We start from the raw sequence: 16,819 nt of genomic DNA, 5'->3' as shown, positions 1-16,819 counted from the left end.
CGGGATGGAACGGAATTGAAGCGGATTCTCTGCCTGCCACATCCGGCGAAGCTGACTTGCCTGCTGCTTTACATAGCGATTTGCTCTACCGAAGCGCCGCTCTTCGAACACAAATTCGGCAACGGGGCGCGGATCATCCAACAAATCCCACCACGAACCGCCATGAACCCAGACCCCCTGCCCTCCTCTTTCCAGGCGTTCGCCGACGGACTGCCATCCGCGCCTTCGCCGCTGCACGCCCGCATCACCACGGCCTGCCGCCGCCCCGAGCCGCAGGCACTGCCGCCGTTGCTCGCGCAGGCCCGGTTGCCAGACGATCAGGCGGAGGAGGCACAGGCGCTCGCCATGCGCATCGCCCGGCAGCTGCGCGACCGCAGGAGCGCGACCGGCCGCGCCGGCCTCGTGCAGGGCCTGCTGCAGGAATACGCGCTGTCGTCGCAGGAAGGCGTGGCGCTGATGTGCCTGGCCGAGGCGCTGCTGCGCATTCCCGATGCGGGCACGCGCGACGCGCTCATACGCGACAAGATCGCGCACGGCCAGTGGCAGTCGCACGCGGGCCGCAGCCCCTCGGTGTTCGTCAACGCCGCGACCTGGGGCCTGCTGCTCACCGGCAAGCTGGTGGCCACGCACAGCGAGACCAGCCTGTCGACGGTGCTCACGCGCCTAATCGGCAAGGGCGGCGAGCCGCTGATCCGCAAGGGCGTGGACATGGCGATGCGGATGATGGGCGAGCAGTTCGTCACCGGGGAGACCATCGCGCAGGCGCTCGCCAACGCGCGCGAGCTGGAGGCGCAGGGCTTTCGCTATTCGTACGACATGCTCGGCGAAGCGGCACTGACCATGGAGGACGCGAAGCGCTACCGCACCGCGTACGAAGAGGCCATACACGCCATCGGCAAGGCGTCGGCGCGGCGCGGCGTGTACGAGGGGCCGGGCATTTCCATCAAGCTCTCGGCGCTGCACCCGCGCTACAGCCGCGCGCAGCATTCGCGCGTGATGGCCGAGCTGTACCCGGTGCTGCGCGAACTCGCGCTGCTGGCGCGGCAGCACGACATCGGCCTGAACATTGACGCGGAGGAAGCCGACCGGCTGGAGCTCTCGCTCGACCTGCTGGAGCGCCTGTGCTTCGAGCCCGAACTCGCGGGCTGGAACGGCATCGGCTTCGTGGTGCAGGCCTACCAGAAGCGCTGCCCCTTCGTGATCGACTTCGTGATCGACCTCGCGCGGCGCAGCGGCCACCGGCTGATGGTGCGGCTGGTGAAGGGCGCCTACTGGGACAGCGAAATCAAGCGCGCGCAGCTCGACGGGCTCGACGGCTACCCGGTCTACACGCGCAAGGCCTACACAGACGTGTCGTACCTCGCCTGCGCGCGCAAGCTGCTCGATGCGCCCGAGGCGGTGTACCCGCAGTTCGCCACGCACAACGCGCACACGCTGGCGGCCATCTACACGATGGCGGATCCGTCGCGCTACGAGCCGGGGCAGTACGAGTTCCAGTGCCTGCACGGCATGGGCGAGCCGCTGTACGAGCAGGTGGTGGGACCGCTCGCGCGGCCCTGCCGCATCTACGCGCCGGTGGGCACGCACGAGACACTGCTGGCGTACCTGGTGCGCCGGCTGCTGGAGAACGGCGCGAACACCTCCTTCGTGAACCGCATCGCGGACCCGACGATTCCGCTCGACGTGCTGGTGGAAGACCCGGTCGCGACGGTGGAGCACATGGCGGTACAGGAAGGCATGGCAGGCCTGCCGCATCCGGCCATCCCGCTGCCGGCGGCCTTGTACGGAACGCAGCGCGCCAACTCGCGCGGCCTCGATCTCGCGAGCGACGACAGCCTGCGCGTGCTGGGCAAAGTGCTGGGCGAAAGCGCGTCCGACCACTGGCGTGCGGCGCCGATGCTGGCCGAGGCCGCGCCCAACGGCGAGACGGCGAACGTGCTGAACCCCGCCGACCATCGCGACATCGTCGGGCAGGTCCAGGAAGCCACGCTCGCCGATGTCGAATCGGCCATCGCGCAGGCCCATGCCTTCGCGCCGGCATGGGCCGCCACGCCATCCGCCGAACGCGCAGCGCTGCTCGAACGCGCCGCCGAAAAGCTCGAACAGGGCATGCCCCGCCTGCTCGGCCTGCTGACGCGCGAGGCCGGAAAGACGTACGCCAACGCCATCGCGGAGGTGCGCGAGGCGGTGGACTTCCTGCGCTACTACGCGGCGCAGGCGCGCAGCGATTTCTCCAACGACACGCACCGCGCGCTAGGCCCCATGGCCTGCATCAGCCCGTGGAACTTTCCGCTGGCGATCTTCACCGGCCAGGTGGCGGCCGCGCTCGCGGCCGGCAACCCGGTGCTGGCCAAGCCGGCCGAGCAGACGCCGCTGGTCGCGGCAGAGGCGGTGCGCGTGCTGTGGGAGGCCGGCATTCCCCGCGCGGCGGTGCAGCTGCTGCCCGGCCGTGGCGAGACGGTGGGTGCCGCGCTGGTGGCCGATGCGCGCGTGCAGGGCGTGATGTTCACCGGCTCCACCGAGGTCGCGCGCATCCTGCAGAAGACGCTGTCGCAGCGCCTGGGCGCGCACGGCGCGCCGGTACCGCTCATTGCCGAGACCGGCGGGCAGAACGCGATGATCGTCGACTCCTCCGCGCTGGTTGAACAGGTGGTGGCCGACGTGATGGCTTCGGCCTTCGACAGCGCCGGCCAGCGCTGCTCCGCGCTGCGCGTGCTCTGCGTGCAGGAAGAAGCGGCTGACCGCGTGGTCGCGATGCTCAAGGGCGCGATGGCCGAGGCCGCCATCGGCAACCCGGCCCGCCTCTCGGTGGACGTGGGCCCGGTGATCGACGCCGAGGCGCGCGACGGCATCGAGCGCCACGTCGAGGCGATGCGCGCGCGTGGCCATGCCGTGTTCCGCCAGGCCCGCGGGCATGGCGACGACACCCGCCACGGCACCTTCGTGACACCCACGCTGATCGAGCTCGACGGCATCGCCGAGCTGCAGCGCGAAGTGTTCGGCCCGGTGCTGCACCTCGTGCGCTTTCGCCGCCGCGACCTCGGCGCGCTGGTCGGGCAGGTCAACGGCACCGGCTACGGACTGACGCTGGGCGTGCACACGCGCATCGACGAGACCATCGCGCAGGTCGTGGAGAACGCGAAGGCGGGCAACGTCTACGTGAACCGCAACATCGTGGGCGCGGTGGTGGGCGTGCAGCCCTTCGGCGGCGAGGGCCTGTCGGGCACGGGGCCGAAGGCGGGCGGGCCGCTGTACATGCTGCGCATGCTGTCGGCGCGGCCTGACGACGCGATGGCGCGCGCGGTGGCAGACGCCGCGCCGGCTTCGCATCCGGCGCTGTCGGCGCTGGCCCGCTGGGCCGATGCGACCGGCCGGCCCGCGCTGTCGGCGCAGTGCGCGCTCTTCGCGGCGCAGTCGCGCTCGGGCAGCTCGCGCACGCTGGCCGGGCCTACAGGCGAGCGCAACGTCTACAGGCTGGAGCCGCGCGAGGCGGTGCTGTGCCTGGCCGATGCGGAAGAAGACCGGCTGACGCAGCTCGCCGCCGTGCTCGCGGTGGGCAGTGGCGCGATATGGCCCGCTGATGCGGCGGCGCAAAGCCTGCGCGCATCGCTGCCGGCCGAGGTGCAGCAGAACGTGGCCATCGCGAGCGACTGGTCGTCGGACACGGTGGCGTTCGACGCCGCGCTGCATCACGGCGATGCGCAGGGGCTCTCGGAAGTGATGCGGCGCATCGCCGCGCGGCCGGGCCCCATCGTCGGCGTGCGCGGCTTCGCGCCCGGAGAGGCGCGCATTCCGCTCGAAAGCCTGGTGGTGGAGCGCGCGATCAGCACCAACACCGCGGCGGCGGGCGGCAACGCGAGCCTGATGACGATCGGCTGAGCGCTCCCGGCCGGCCAGCTATTTGTCGAACGCGGGGTCGATCGGCACGCGGTAGCCGTTGACGAGTCGGTTGGTCTCGTTGGCCATGCCGACCACGGCCATGAGCTCGGCGAACATCGCGGGCGTCATGCCGGCCTTCTCCGCGCCGGCGTGGTGGCTCGCGGTGCAGTAGCCGCAGCCGTTGGTGACGCTCACGGCGAGGTAGACCATCTCCTTCACCACCGGGTCGAGCGCGCCGGGCGCCATCACCTCCTTCAGGCTGCTCCAGGTGCGCCGGAGCGTGGCGGGGTCGTTGGCGAGGTACTTCCAGAAGTTGTTGACGTCGGGCACGTTGCGCGTGGTCCTGATGTCGTCGAAGACGGCGCGCACTTCTTCCGAAGCGGCCGCGTATTCGATGGGCTGGGGTTTCATGCAAGGCTCCTGATGGTGGATGCGTTACCGGCAACGGTACCAGCCTTCACCGCGCCCTGCCCGTCAGTAAGTCTGCAGGAACCGGGCATGCTCCTGGTGCATGTGCGAGCGCGCGAGCAGCCACTTTCTCAGCGCGGCCTGCTTGTCGGGCGAGAGGTCTTTCGAGCATTGGTCGAAGGCCTCGCCGAGCAGCCTGAACTCGACGTCCAGGTGGCGGCGCGATGGCGGCGCGCCGGCCAGCGAGTTGTTCCGCGCGAAGTTCAGCAGCGCTTCCTGGCCGAAGGCTTCCATCTCCTTGACGAGGCGGCTGCGCTCCAGCATCAGGCGACGCACGATGGCGTTGCGCCTGCGCGGGCCGAAACGGCGCAGGATGGGGTTGGAGTCGTCGCCCTGCACGGTCGCCAGGATGATGTCCATCTGCTCGAGCAGATGCAGCCACTGCTCGGGCTGGAAGAACTCCATCGATGCAGCGGGCGCCTTCTCTTCTTTCCTCTTCACGACGAGCATGGTTGTCTCCTGCTGTCATTCTTTTTCTGCCGATGAGCCCCGGCCTGCTTCGGGCCGGGGGTTCAGGCGCTGCCGTACTCGGCGGCGGCCGGAGCCGGCCGCCGTCCGCGAACGATCACCGGAGGTCGAAGCGATCGAGGTCCATCACCTTCGCCCATGCGGCCACGAAGTCGCGCACGAACACCTGCTGCGCGTCGCTGGAGCCGTAGACCTCCGAGAGGGCGCGAAGCTGCGAGTTCGAGCCGAACACCAGGTCGGCGGTGGTGGCGGTCCACTTCGCCTCGCCGCTGGTGCGGTCGCGTCCTTCGAGCACGTTGGCATCGGCGGCCGACTTCTTCCAGCCGGTGCGCATGTCGAGCAGGTTCACGAAGAAGTCGTTGCTCAGCGTCTCCGGCCGCTTGGTGAAGACGCCGTTGGGCGACTGCCCGTAGTTGGCGTTCAGCACGCGCAGGCCGCCGACGAGCACCGTCATCTCGGGCGCGCTCAGGCGCAGCAGCTGCGCCTTGTCGAGCAGCAGGTCGGCGGTGGCCGCGGGGTTGGCGCCCTTGCGCAGGTAGTTGCGGAAGCCGTCGGCCAGCGGCTCCAGCGGAGCGAAGGATTCGACGTCGGTCTGTTCCTGCGATGCGTCCATGCGGCCTGGCGAGAAGGGCACGGTCACGTCCTGGCCGGCCTTCTTCGCGGCGGCCTCGACTGCGGCGTTGCCGGCCAGCACGATCAGGTCGGCCAGCGAGATCTTCTTCTTGCCGCCGGCCTGCGCGCCGTTGAACTCCTTCTGGATGCCTTCGAGCACCGACAGCACCTTCGACAGCTCGGCCGGCTGGTTCACTTCCCAGTCCTTCTGCGGCGCGAGGCGGATGCGTGCGCCGTTGGCGCCGCCGCGCTTGTCGCTGCCGCGGAAGGTCGAGGCCGAGGCCCAGGCGGTGCGCACCAGCTGGCCGATGCCCAGGCCCGAGGCCAGCACCTTGGCCTTGAGCGCGGCGACGTCCTTGTCGTCGACCAGCTGGTGGTCGACGGCGGGGATCGGGTCCTGCCAGATCAGCTCTTCCTTGGGCACCAGCTTGCCGAGGTAGCGGGCGCGCGGGCCCATGTCGCGGTGCGTGAGCTTGAACCAGGCGCGGGCGAAGGCGTCGGCGAACTCCTGCGGGTTGGCCATGTAGCGGCGCGAGATCTTCTCGTAGGCCGGGTCCATGCGCATGGCCATGTCGGCCGTGGTCATCATCGGGGCGTGGCGGCGCGACGGGTCGTGCGCGTCGGGCACGGTGCCGTTGCCGGTGTCGCCCTTGGGCTTCCACTGGTGCGCGCCGGCCGGGCTCCTGGTGAGCTCCCATTCGTAGCCGAACAGCGTCTCGAAGTAGCTGTTGTCCCACTTGGTGGGCGTGGGGGTCCAGGCGCCTTCGATGCCGCTGGTGGTGGCGTGCACGCCGATGCCGCTCTCGAAGCTGTTCTTCCAGCCCAGGCCCAGTTCCTCGATGTCTGCGCCTTCCGGCTCGGCGCCCACTTTGGCAGGGTCGCCGGCGCCGTGGGCCTTGCCGAAGGTGTGGCCGCCGGCGGTGAGCGCCACGGTTTCCTCGTCGTTCATCGCCATGCGCGCGAAGGTCTCGCGGATGTCGCGGGCCGACTTCAGCGGATCGGGGTTGCCGTTGGGGCCTTCGGGGTTGACGTAGATCAGGCCCATCTGCACGGCGGCCAGCGGGTTGGCGAGATCGCGCTCGCCGCTGTAGCGCTCGTCGCCCAGCCACTTGTTCTCGGCGCCCCAGTTGACGTCGTCTTCCGGCTCCCAGATGTCGGGTCGGCCGCCGGCGAAGCCGAAGGTCTTGAAGCCCATGGACTCCAGCGCGACGTTGCCGGTGAGGATCATCAGGTCGGCCCACGAGAGCTTGCGGCCGTACTTCTGCTTGATCGGCCACAGCAGGCGGCGCGCCTTGTCGAGGTTGCCGTTGTCGGGCCAGCTGTTCAGCGGCGCGAAGCGCTGCGCGCCCGCGCCGCCGCCGCCGCGGCCGTCGAAGGTGCGGTACGTGCCGGCCGAGTGCCAGGCCATGCGGATGAACAGCGGCCCGTAGTGGCCGTAGTCGGCGGGCCACCAGTCCTGCGAGTCGGTCATCAGTGCGTGGAGGTCCTTGACGACGGCGTCGAGGTCGAGGGTCTTGAACTCCTTCGCGTAGTCGAAGGCCTCGCCCATGGGGTTGGCCTTGGCGGAGTGTTGGTGCAGCAGCTTCAGGTTGAGCTGGTTGGGCCACCAGTCTGTGTTCGTCGCGGCGCGGCGTGCGGTGCCGGTGGTTGCATGACCCGGGAACGGGCATTTGGCTTCATCGGACAAGGGGTTCTCCTTTGGTTGTGGGGTGGCTCGGAGGTGTGGAGCCGGACCAGTCTAGGTTCGGGTGACCGATCCATCAACCAAATTGAGTGCATTGAATTCATAGCCAAGACCTATGAATTTCGCCTTGTCCGGTGGAGGCTCTAGCCGCTGTTCTTCGGCTGCGAGCCTGGCATCGGAACCAGCCCCTGGCGGACGGCGGTGGTCGTGTGACCGCCGAAGCCCCAGTTGTCGGTGTCGACCTCCTCGATGACGATGTGCGTCCACTCCGGCGGCTTGTGCAGCACGCGCTCGAGCGTCTCGGTGACCTCGCGGATGACCTGCGCCTTCTGCTCGGCGGTGTTGCCCTCGCGGGTGATGCGGATGCTGACGAATGGCATGGCCGTATCTCCTTTTTCCTGGCCGCGCTCAGCGCCCGGCGCTGAAGCCGCCGTCCACCGGCAGCACGGTGCCGGTCACGAAGCCGGCGCGGGCGAGGTAGAGCACGGCTTCGTCGATGTCGCGCGTGGTGCCGATGCGGCCCAGCGGGTGCAGTCCGGCGAGCGCCGCGTGGTTGTCGGCGCTGTGCATGGGCGTGTCGACCACGCCCGGCGCCACCGCATTGACCGTCACGCCGTAGGGCGCGAGTTCGAGCGCCAGCGCGCGCGTGGCCTCGTTGACGCCGCCCTTGAGCGCAACCGCCAGCAGCGCGGGCACGCCGCTGTGCGGCTGCATCGCGATCGCGGCGGTGATGTTGATGATCCTGCCGCTGCGCCGTTCGCTCATGTGCTTCGCCGCCTCCTGCGAGGCGTAGAGCACGCCCTTCAGGTTGGTCGCGATGTTCTCCTCGATCTCCTGCGGCGTGAACTGGACGAACGGCTTGGCGGTGAAGATGCCCGCGTTGTTCACCAGCACGTCGACGTGGCCGTAGCGCGCGATGGCCTGTGCGAACAGCTCGCGCGCCGACTCCGGCCGGCCGACGTCGCCCGCGACGCCCAGGAAACGGCCGCCTGCGTTCAGGCCTTCGGCCGCGGCCTGCAGGCGCTGCTCGGTGCGGCCGGTGCCCACGACGTTGTAGCCCTCGCGCAGGAAGGCCTCGGCCAGGCCCAGGCCGATGCCGCTGGTGGCGCCGGTGATGACGACGGTGTTTTCAGACTTGCTCATGGTGGTCCTCGATCAGGTTCGGTTTCGAAAAAAAGTCCGGAAGGGCCGGTGCGGAATCCGCGTTTCGCCACCGGTTGGACTGAACTTTATTGATAACCAGGAGAGCAATAAACACACGCGACTACACTTGTCTTGATACTCCATGTAATCAATATGCAGCGCCAATTCGACGACGTGCTCCTGGGCAGCATCGAGCTGTTCTGCCTGGCGGCCGAGGCCGGCAGCTTCACCGCGGCCGCCAACGCGGCGGGCGTCACGCCGGCGGCGGTGAGCCGCTCCATCGCGCGGCTGGAAAAGCGCCTGGGCGTGCGCCTCTTCGTGCGCTCCACGCGCAGCATCCGGCTCACCGAAGGCGGGCGGGAGTACTTCGAGCAGTGCCGCGCCGCCCTGCACCAGCTGGCGGAGGCCGAGCACAAGCTCACCGGCGAGCAGGTGCAGCCTTCGGGCACGCTGCGCATCAGCGCGCCCACCACCTATGGGCACCACCGCCTGCTGCCGCTGTTGCCCGAGTTCCGCGCGCGCTATCCGCTGATCAAGGTCGAGGCGCACATCAGCAACCGCAACATCGACCTGCACGAGGAGAACTTCGACGTCGCGATCCGCTTTCGCGCCCAGCCCGATTCGACGATGGTGGCGCGCCACCTGGAAGACGCGAAGCTCGTGGTGGTTGCGAGCCCGGCCTACCTGCGCCGCGCGGGACAGCCGCTGACGCTGGACGACCTTGCGCGGCACGAGTGCATCCAGTTCGACCTGCCCAGCAGCGGGCGGCAGATTCCGTGGCTGTTCACGGACAACGGGCGCGAGAAGGAAATCCTCTCCACCGGCAACTACAGCTGCGCCGAAGACGTGCTCGCGGGCGTCACGCTGGCCCGGGCCGGCGCGGGGCTGTTCCAGACCTACGGCTTCGTCGTCGAGAAAGACCTGGCGCGCGGCGAGCTGGTCGAGGTGCTGCAGCCCTACGCCGGGCGCTCACGGCCGGTGAGCCTGATCTATCCGCATGCGCGGCTGCTGCCCTCTCGGGTGCGGGCGTTCGTGGAGTTCATCGTGGAGCGCGCCACCTAGGCAAGGGCCCTCAATGCGGCGGAGCCTGGATCTGCCAGTACGTTTCGGCGCCTCGTTTTCTCGGAATCAATCCGGGCCGTTGACCGGCACGCGCACCGCCGTAGAAAAGAGCCATGTCCTCCAGAAGGGCCGGCGAGTCTCCATATTTCGAATGCCCGAGAACGTCGGTGTCGATGTCGCTCGCATCGATGGTCTCGACGCCAGGCGAGAGCGTCAGCGCTGCGCCCGCGATGCCCGCGCGAGGCCTTCCCCAGACGACCCTGGAAGCGTTCAGCGCCTTGTCGTTGTCCGATGCATAGAGGTTCACGGCGTAGCCGGCCTTGACCATCGCCGGCGCGATCTGCACCGTGAAGACCCTGGCGTCGATGTCGGGAGCCGCCAGCGTGACCAGCTTCACCTTGGCGGCCAGCTTCGGGCGATTCAGGGCGAGCGACATCAGCGCATGGGTCGTCGTCCAGGAACCCATGCTGTGCGCAAGAACGTAGATCTCCTCGGCGCGGGTCTTCTCCCCGAACTGGACGAGGAACTCCTCGAGCGCGGGAATGGAGCTGATGGCCTTGGTGAAGTCCCGCAGGTAGTTGGCGGTTCCCTCGACGGGCGACTCGCCATTCGACGGCCAGCTGAAAAAGGCCGGCACCACGGGCAGCTGCATGTCCACGGCGAGTTGCGCCGTCCTCAGCGCGGCATCGCGGAAGGGAACGTTGAAGCCGTGCACGAACACGAAGCCGATGTTCCTTCGCGGATCGGCGGCAAATGATCGATTCACCTGAGCGATGAACTCATCGGGCCTCAGGGGCACCGCGTCGAGGAGAAGCATGAACCTGTCCGGGTTGCTCCGGTCCCAGTCGAAGACTGTCGGCGTCTCGACCTCACCTTTTTCATGGATCCATGGCAGGCTGACCAGGGCATACCCATACTGGACTTCCGCCGCCTCGTTGTCATCGAAGTAGACCGGCCTTGCAACCGGGACGCGATTCGTCCCGTAGAACACCGCTACCTTTACCGGATGTCCTTTCTTTGCGTCCTCGATCCGAGGGAGAGCCGTCGGAATGCCCAGCGGGGCTGGCGCTGTCGCACAGGCCCCCAGTGCAAGCGCCACGAGAACCTGGGCGCCAAGCAATACGACGAGGCGAGCGCACCGCGTCAGACGCATGAGAAGGCTTGCAGCCATGGATCCCTCCGGAAGTCTTCGACTGTTTCATCGGACATTGGCAGCGCCAGGACAGCGCCGCCCTGCTCTTTTTTTTCATGAAGTATCGCGGCGGCGGATTCTCCAGGCACGCCTCATCTTGCGACGGCGCCTGAGAGGAGACATCCCTCGAATTGGTGATGCACCTTTTCGCACTCCGGCGACAAGCCTTCATGGCATGGAACGATAAACTCGGCGCGCTGGCCGAGGGCCCTGCACCACGCGCGAATACCACGCCGGCATCTTCGATCCCCGGGTACCGCGGGATGCTCCAGAAGCACGCCCCGGCACCGGGCTCCCATTCTTCCCCGCAGAAAAAAACAGACAACATGCGCAACCGCGTCCTACAGGTCGCCGCGACAGCAGCGGCCGTTCTTTTTTCAGCGCCCTTCGCGACCGCGCACGAGCTGTGCACGCTGATCGCCGATGCCGATGCCGATTCGGGCAAGGTGCTTCTGCAGCGCGGCCCCGCCTGTTCCGAGCGCGTGACGCCCGCCTCGACTTTCAAGCTCGCCATCAGCCTCATGGGCTACGACGCGGGTGTGCTGAAGGACGCTGCACAGCCGGCCTTGCCTTATCAGGCGGGCTATCCGGATTGGGGCGGCGATGCCTGGCGGCGCGACATCACGCCGGCCACATGGATCAGGGACTCCGTCTTCTGGTACTCGCAGCAGGTTGTGAAGCGGGTCGGGCAGGAGCGCTTCGCGCAATATGTGAAGGCTTTTCGGTATGGCAATGCAGATGTCTCTGCCGTGCCGGTCGATGACCCTGGGCAGAACGGCGTCTGGGTGATGAGTTCCCTGCGCATCTCCCCCGAGGAACAGCTTGCGTTCATGCGCAAGATCGTGCGCCGCCAGCTGCCGGTGAGTGCGCATGCCTTCGACATGACCGCACTCATCGCAAGCTACGGCGCCCCGGTCGACGGCTGGGCCGTGCATGGCAAGACGGGCACCGGGTCGCCAGGCGCCGACAACCGCTACGACGCGAGCCGCGCTTATGGCTGGTACGTGGGCTGGGCCACCAAGGGCGCGCGAAGGGTGGTGTTCGCACGCCTGATCCAGGATGAGCAGGCGCTCAGGCCCAACGCGGGCCTGCGTGCGCGCGACGAACTGCTTCGGCTTCTGCCAACCGTCGACCATTGAGGCGGGCATCGACATGACCGCGTTGCGCCGCGCGCTTGCCGCGCTTCTCCTCCTTCTCGGTTCGTCCTGCGTCCTGGCCCAGACCTTGGCGCTGACGTTCGACGACGGCCTCGACCCTTCGAAAGAGCCCGCGGCCGCGTCGTGGAACCGGCAGATCCTGGAAACGCTCCGCGATGCGGGCATCACGTCCATGGTGTTTCCAGCACTCGTGCGCACCGGCCCGGCCCAAGGACTGGACCTCATCCGGGACTGGGCGCGCGCGGGCCACGCGGTAGGCAACCACACCTCCCGGCACCGCAGCCTTGGGTCGCCTCAAGTGCCGCTTGCGGACTTCATCGGCGATGTCAAGGAGGCCGAAGCCGTGCTGAGCCGGCTTCCTGGCTGGACGAAGATGCTGCGCTTTCCCTTTCTCAAGGAAGGCGACACGCTTGCCAAGCGGGACGGCATGCGCCTCTGGATGCAGGCCGCAGGCTACAGGGCGGCACCGGTTTCGATCGACGCGAGCGACTGGTACTACAACCAGGTCTATGCGGCCTGGCTGGACGAAGGAAATGCCGGCAAGGCCGATCGAGTGAAGGCCGCGTACATCGAGCACCTGCTGGACCGCGCGGCCTACTACGACGCCCTGGCCCGGCAGGTCCTCGGCCGCAGCCCTGCCCATGTGATGCTGCTGCACACGAGCAGGATCAACGCCGCCGCTCTCGGCGAATTGATCGCGGCGTTCCGGGCGCGAGGGTGGACTTTCACCGCCGCCAGGACGGCCTTCGACGACCCGGTCTACACCGTTCGGATCGACACCCTGCCTGCGGGCGAAAGCGTCGTCTGGGCCAGCGCCAAGGCGGCGCAGGTTCCAGGTCTGCGCTATCCGGCCGAGGACTCGGTCTACGAGGAACCGAAGTTGCGCGCACTGGGACTGGTGCCGGCGCGACTGCTGCGGTAGTGCCGTTCATTGCCAATGATGACCAATTTACGACCTGATCAGACGTTCCCCAGGCATGGAAGGTCGAAGACGTCGAAGAGCGCCGGTCACCGCTCGTGGGGGAAAAGCCGATCGATCGGACAGTGCGTCTTGATGAACGGCGACTTGATGACGATGTAGCTGAAGTACTTCGAGATGCCGATGTTGCGTTCGAGCAGGCTCTCGATCACTTCCTGGTAGTGGTTCACGCCGCGCGTGAGGAAGCGCAGCAGGTAGTCGTAGCCGCCGCTGACCAGATGGCATTCGAGCACCTCGTCGACCTCGCGGATCGCGGCCTCGAAGCGCACGAAGTCCTCGCGGTGGTGGTCCTGCAGCGTGACCTCGGTGAACACGGTCAGCGTGTCGCCGAGTTTTTCGAGCCGCAGGTGCGCACCGTAGCCGGCGATGTAGCCGGCCTGCTCCAGCCGCTTCACGCGGATCAGGCAGGGACTGGGCGACAGCCCGACCGCGTCGGCCAGGTCGACGTTGGTCATGCGCCCGTTCTTCTGCAACTGGGACAGGATGCGCAGGTCGAGTCGGTCGATCTTGAATGCTTCTGACATGGCGGTGCCTGACAACGAAACGAGGAATCCTGATTTTGCGACGGCCGCCGGTTCCCGAGGGCTCTTCCCGCGTGCCTGTCAGGCCACCAGCGCGGCGCGCACGTCAGGGGCGTCGAGCACCTCGTCGAGCGTTCGCTTCAGGCGCGTGAACAGCTGCGCGAACTCGTCCTCGGTGAAGGTGAGCGCGGGCGCGAAGCCGAGGATGTGGTCGCCGAAGGAACGGAACACCAGGCCGTTGCGGTAGCCGGCCGCGAAGATGCGGTCCGACAGCCCCAGCGCCGCGTCGAAGCGGCGCTTGCTGGCCTTGTCGCTCACCAGCTCCAACGCGCCCAGCAGGCCGCGGTGGCGCGCGTCGCCCACCAGCGGATGGGCGCGCAGCGCCTCCAGCCCGGCCGCGAAATGTGCCGCGCCGCGCTGGCCATTGGCGAGGATGCCGCCTTCCTCGTAGAGCCGCAGCACCTCGAGCGCGACGGCCGCGCCCACCGGGTGTGCCGAATAGGTCGCGCCGTGGCCGATGGGGACACCCGACGGCGCGCCGTCGGCGATGCCTGCGTAGACCTTCTCGGACATCATGGTCGCGCCCATCGGCACATAGCCGGCGGTCAGGCCCTTGGCCATGGTCATCAGGTCGGGCTCCACGCCTTCGGCCTCGCAGGCGAACATGGGGCCGGTGCGGCCGAAGCCGGTGATGACCTCGTCGACCACGAAGAGGATGTCGAGCTCGCGCGCCGCGTCGTGCATGGCCTTGAGCCAGCCCTTGGGCGGCACGATGACGCCGCCAGAGCCCTGGATCGGCTCGCAGAAGAAGGCGGCCACGTTGTCGGCGCCGAGCTCGGCCACCTTGGCGCGCAGCGCGGCGACCGAGGAAGCGATCAGCGCCTGCGGATCGGCGCCATGCTCGTGGCGGTAGGCATAAGGCGAGGCGATGTAGTGCTGCGTGGGCAGCGGCAGGTCGAAGCCGCGATGGAAGGCCGGCAGCGCGGTGAGGCCCGCACCGGTGGAAGATGAGCCGTGGTAGCCGCGCTCCAGCGAGATGAACTGCTTCTTCGACGGCCGGCCGATGGCGTTGTAGTACTGCACGATGAAGCGCACGGCGGCATCGACCGCCTCGGAGCCGCCCAGCGTGAGGTACACGCGCGTGAGCGACGCGGGCGTGATCTGCACCAGCTTCTGCGCGAGGCGGATGGCCGGCTCGCTGCTGAAGTGGAAGTAGCCGGTGGCGTAGGGCAGCCGGCGCATCTGCTCGGCGGCGGCCTGCACCACGCTTTCCTGGCCGTAGCCCACGTTCACGCACCACAGGCCCGCGAACGCGTCGAGCAGCTGGCGGCCGTTGCCGTCGGTCAGCCATGCGCCCTTGCCGGAAGACAGCACGGTGGGCCCGCGCTGCTCGTGCACGCGCCAGGGCGAGACGGGGTGGATGAGGTGCGCGCGGTCGATGGCGTCGAGCGCGGCTTGCTGGGGCAATGCGGTGGGGTGTGTCATGGGGTGTGAAGGAGCGAGAGCGAAGGAAGCTTTCGATGCCCTCAGCTTAGGCGGCCCGCGGTGCGAGGTGGTGCTGCTTTGGGGGTGCCGCGCGAAGCAGGCTGCGGTTGTGCACGCCATGCTCAGCAGATCGTGCGGTGGGTCCTTCGCGCCTCTTTTCAGTACCCGCGCGCGCGATCGACCAGCCCCTGCATCGGCTCGCCGGCCTCGAAGCGCTCGAGGTTGTCGAGCACCGCTTCGGCCGCGCTCAGCGGCTGCGTCATGCTCGCGATGTGCGGCGTGAGCTGGATGCGCGGATGGCGCCAGAAGGCATGTTCCGGCGGCAGCGGCTCGGGGTCGGTCACGTCGAGCACCGCGTCGCCCATGCGGCCGCTCTCCAGCGCGGCCAGCAGGTCGGCATCGACCAGCTGCGGCCCGCGTCCCACGTGCACGAGGCTCGCGCCTTCGGGCAGCTGCGAGAACAGGCGCGCATCGAGAAAGCCGCGCGTCGAATCGGTCAGCGGCAGCAGGCACACGAGGATGTCGGAGCGCGCGAGGAATGCGGGCAGCTCATCTGCGCCGGCGTGGCATTGCACGCCCTGCACCTGGTGCCGCGAGCGGCTCCACCCCGCGCAGTCGAAGCCCAGCGCGACGAGCTGCGCCAGCACGGCCTGCCCGAGCGAACCCAGCCCGAGCACGCCCACGCGCCGCTCGGCGGCGGTGCGCACGGGCAGCGGCTTCCAGCAAGCCTCCTGCTGCTGGCGCCGGTACTGCGGCATGTCGCGATGCAGGCCGAGCACCGCATACGTCACGTACTCGACCATGCCGCGCACGATGCCGGGCTCCACCATGCGCACCACGGGCAGCGCTGGCGGCAGCGACGCGAAGTCGAACTGGTCTACGCCAGCACCGGAGGAGAACAGCACCTGCAGATCGGGGAAGCGCTTCGCCAGGTCGTCCGGCGGCTCCCATGCAGCGAGAAAGCGCACCTGCGACGCATCACCGATATCGGGCCAGATGCGGAAGTCGATGTGCGGGGCGCGGCGGCGGAACACTTCGGCCCACAGGCGCCCGCGTGCGGGGTCGGATTTGTAGAGAAAAGTGAAGGCCCCCACGAACGCCTCCTTCAACCCAGGGCCTGGGTCACGAGGGCGAACAGCGCCGGTGCGTCCGCTGACCGGGCCAGCGGCGCACCGCGTACCATCGTCGTGGGCGCATCCACGCGCAGCAGGCCGATGCTCTCAAGCCATTCGGCCAGGCCGCTATCGAAGTCGACGTCGATGCGCGTGAAGCTGCCCGCATTCATGCCGGCGAGGTGCGCGATCAGCGCCTTCGCGCCCTCGGCACTGGGCGCGACCACCGGGCCGATGACATGGCCCCGGCCGAAGCGGCGCAGCATGGCAAAGCCCTTGGGGGTGTTGTCGTGGTCGAACACCACGCAGGCGTCGGCGGTGGCGAGCAGGTCAGCGATCAGTGCGTCGCGCGGCATGCCGCGCGCCGCGGCATCGAGCGCCTGCAGCGCAGGCAGTTCGTTCAGGCCCGCGGGCCGCAGGCGCCAGCCGCGCTGCAACGCGATCAGCGGCGCCGGCTGCGCAATGCCCTGGTGCTGCCGGACTTCGCCGGTCCGCACGAAACCGAGCCGCTCGTACAGGCCCCGACCTTCCGACGTGGCGTGCAGCAGCACGGTGCGGTCTTCCATCCCTTCGAGCAGCGCGGTCATGAGCCGATGCCCGATGCGGCGGCCCTGGCATGCGGGCGTGACGATCACCAGGCCGATGGTGGCGTGGCGCTCGCCCCAGCGCCATCGCAGGGCGGTGGCGATGATCTCGCCGTCGCGCTCGACCACGGTGCCTTCGGCGTGCGCGAACATCTGTTCCCAGTCGGCCGGCCGGTGCGGCCAGCGCAGTTCGGCGGACAGCGCATGGGCGTGCGGCAAGTCGGCGGAAGTCATCGGTCTGAGCACCACGCCGTCCATGGCGGGTGCGTTCGTGGCGGGTTCGGGCATCGGGAAGTCTCTCTGTTGCGGCTGGAATGGCACGCCTATCTTGGACGACATTGCGGCGCTGCACCAGACCGAATCGGCTCTTCGCAGCAACTCGCAAGCTTCGCCTGCCACGCACCCCGGTCTTGCAATTTACTGCGGTGGCGCGCCCCCATACGCACACAAATGCCGCGTCGATCTGCCTAGCA

At 68.4% G+C, this 16,819-nt stretch carries 14 protein-coding genes; 4 read left to right on the top strand and 10 right to left on the bottom strand.

Going from position 1 to position 16,819, the window contains the following annotated elements; genetic code table 11:
- Positions 1-162: 162 nt before the first annotated feature.
- Entirely contained in the window at positions 163-3,879 is a 3,717-nt protein-coding gene (gene putA, locus ABL838_RS05530; protein WP_418124595.1) for a trifunctional transcriptional regulator/proline dehydrogenase/L-glutamate gamma-semialdehyde dehydrogenase, read from the top strand.
- Positions 3,880-3,897: 18 nt separating this feature from the next.
- Here the strand turns inward: putA and ABL838_RS05525 are convergent, their stop codons facing one another.
- From ABL838_RS05525 to ABL838_RS05505, 5 genes are all read right to left on the bottom strand, one after another.
- Positions 3,898-4,290 carry a carboxymuconolactone decarboxylase family protein gene (locus tag ABL838_RS05525; RefSeq protein WP_418124593.1) on the bottom strand — a complete coding sequence of 131 codons (393 nt, stop codon included), beginning with the start codon at positions 4,288-4,290 and terminating at the stop codon, positions 3,898-3,900.
- Positions 4,291-4,353: 63 nt separating this feature from the next.
- Positions 4,354-4,797, bottom strand: a complete 444-nt coding sequence (locus tag ABL838_RS05520) for a hypothetical protein (RefSeq protein ID WP_184634899.1) — start codon at positions 4,795-4,797, stop codon at positions 4,354-4,356.
- Between the two features lie 115 nt (positions 4,798-4,912).
- On the bottom strand, positions 4,913-7,114 hold the full coding sequence (katG, locus tag ABL838_RS05515; protein WP_369659532.1) for a catalase/peroxidase HPI: 2,202 nt from the start codon (positions 7,112-7,114) through the stop codon (positions 4,913-4,915).
- Positions 7,115-7,254: 140 nt separating this feature from the next.
- On the bottom strand, positions 7,255-7,491 hold the full coding sequence (locus ABL838_RS05510) for a tautomerase family protein (RefSeq protein WP_126021297.1): 237 nt from the start codon (positions 7,489-7,491) through the stop codon (positions 7,255-7,257).
- A gap of 28 nt (positions 7,492-7,519) precedes the next feature.
- Positions 7,520-8,254 carry an SDR family NAD(P)-dependent oxidoreductase gene (locus ABL838_RS05505; protein ID WP_126021298.1) on the bottom strand — a complete coding sequence of 245 codons (735 nt, stop codon included), beginning with the start codon at positions 8,252-8,254 and terminating at the stop codon, positions 7,520-7,522.
- 153 nt (positions 8,255-8,407) lie between these two features.
- On the opposite strand from ABL838_RS05505, the gene ABL838_RS05500 reads away from it, so the two are divergent.
- Complete coding sequence (locus tag ABL838_RS05500) at positions 8,408-9,316, top strand: LysR family transcriptional regulator (protein WP_369659534.1); 909 nt, start codon at positions 8,408-8,410, stop codon at positions 9,314-9,316.
- A gap of 10 nt (positions 9,317-9,326) precedes the next feature.
- Here the strand turns inward: ABL838_RS05500 and ABL838_RS05495 are convergent, their stop codons facing one another.
- On the bottom strand, positions 9,327-10,487 hold the full coding sequence (locus ABL838_RS05495) for an alpha/beta hydrolase (RefSeq protein WP_418124590.1): 1,161 nt from the start codon (positions 10,485-10,487) through the stop codon (positions 9,327-9,329).
- A 347-nt stretch (positions 10,488-10,834) separates the two neighbouring features.
- Between ABL838_RS05495 and blaOXA the strand changes: the two genes are divergently transcribed.
- Entirely contained in the window at positions 10,835-11,647 is an 813-nt protein-coding gene (gene blaOXA, locus ABL838_RS05490) for a class D beta-lactamase (protein ID WP_418125834.1), read from the top strand.
- A complete protein-coding gene (locus ABL838_RS05485) occupies positions 11,601-12,587 on the top strand; it encodes a polysaccharide deacetylase family protein (protein ID WP_418124588.1) in 987 nt (328 codons plus the stop codon). Before blaOXA ends, ABL838_RS05485 begins: the two co-directional genes overlap by 47 nt.
- A gap of 86 nt (positions 12,588-12,673) precedes the next feature.
- Here the strand turns inward: ABL838_RS05485 and ABL838_RS05480 are convergent, their stop codons facing one another.
- The 4 genes from ABL838_RS05480 to ABL838_RS05465 all read right to left on the bottom strand — a co-directional run bounded on the left by ABL838_RS05480 (position 12,674) and on the right by ABL838_RS05465 (position 16,634).
- The gene (locus tag ABL838_RS05480) at positions 12,674-13,168 is read right to left on the bottom strand and encodes an Lrp/AsnC family transcriptional regulator (protein WP_126021302.1); all 495 of its coding nucleotides are present in this window, start codon (positions 13,166-13,168) and stop codon (positions 12,674-12,676) included.
- 78 nt (positions 13,169-13,246) lie between these two features.
- Positions 13,247-14,650 (bottom strand): aspartate aminotransferase family protein, encoded by a 1,404-nt coding sequence (locus ABL838_RS05475; protein WP_418124585.1) that lies wholly within the window; start codon positions 14,648-14,650, stop codon positions 13,247-13,249.
- Between the two features lie 158 nt (positions 14,651-14,808).
- Positions 14,809-15,744 (bottom strand): 2-hydroxyacid dehydrogenase, encoded by a 936-nt coding sequence (locus tag ABL838_RS05470; protein ID WP_418124583.1) that lies wholly within the window; start codon positions 15,742-15,744, stop codon positions 14,809-14,811.
- 11 nt (positions 15,745-15,755) lie between these two features.
- Entirely contained in the window at positions 15,756-16,634 is an 879-nt protein-coding gene (locus tag ABL838_RS05465) for a GNAT family N-acetyltransferase (protein ID WP_126021305.1), read from the bottom strand.
- Between the last annotated feature and the right edge of the window lie 185 nt (positions 16,635-16,819).

Source organism: Variovorax sp. 160MFSha2.1 (assembly GCF_048305075.1).
Classification (GTDB): Bacteria; Pseudomonadota; Gammaproteobacteria; order Burkholderiales; family Burkholderiaceae_C; genus Variovorax; species Variovorax guangxiensis.
This window is presented reverse-complemented; position numbering and strand designations above follow the sequence as displayed.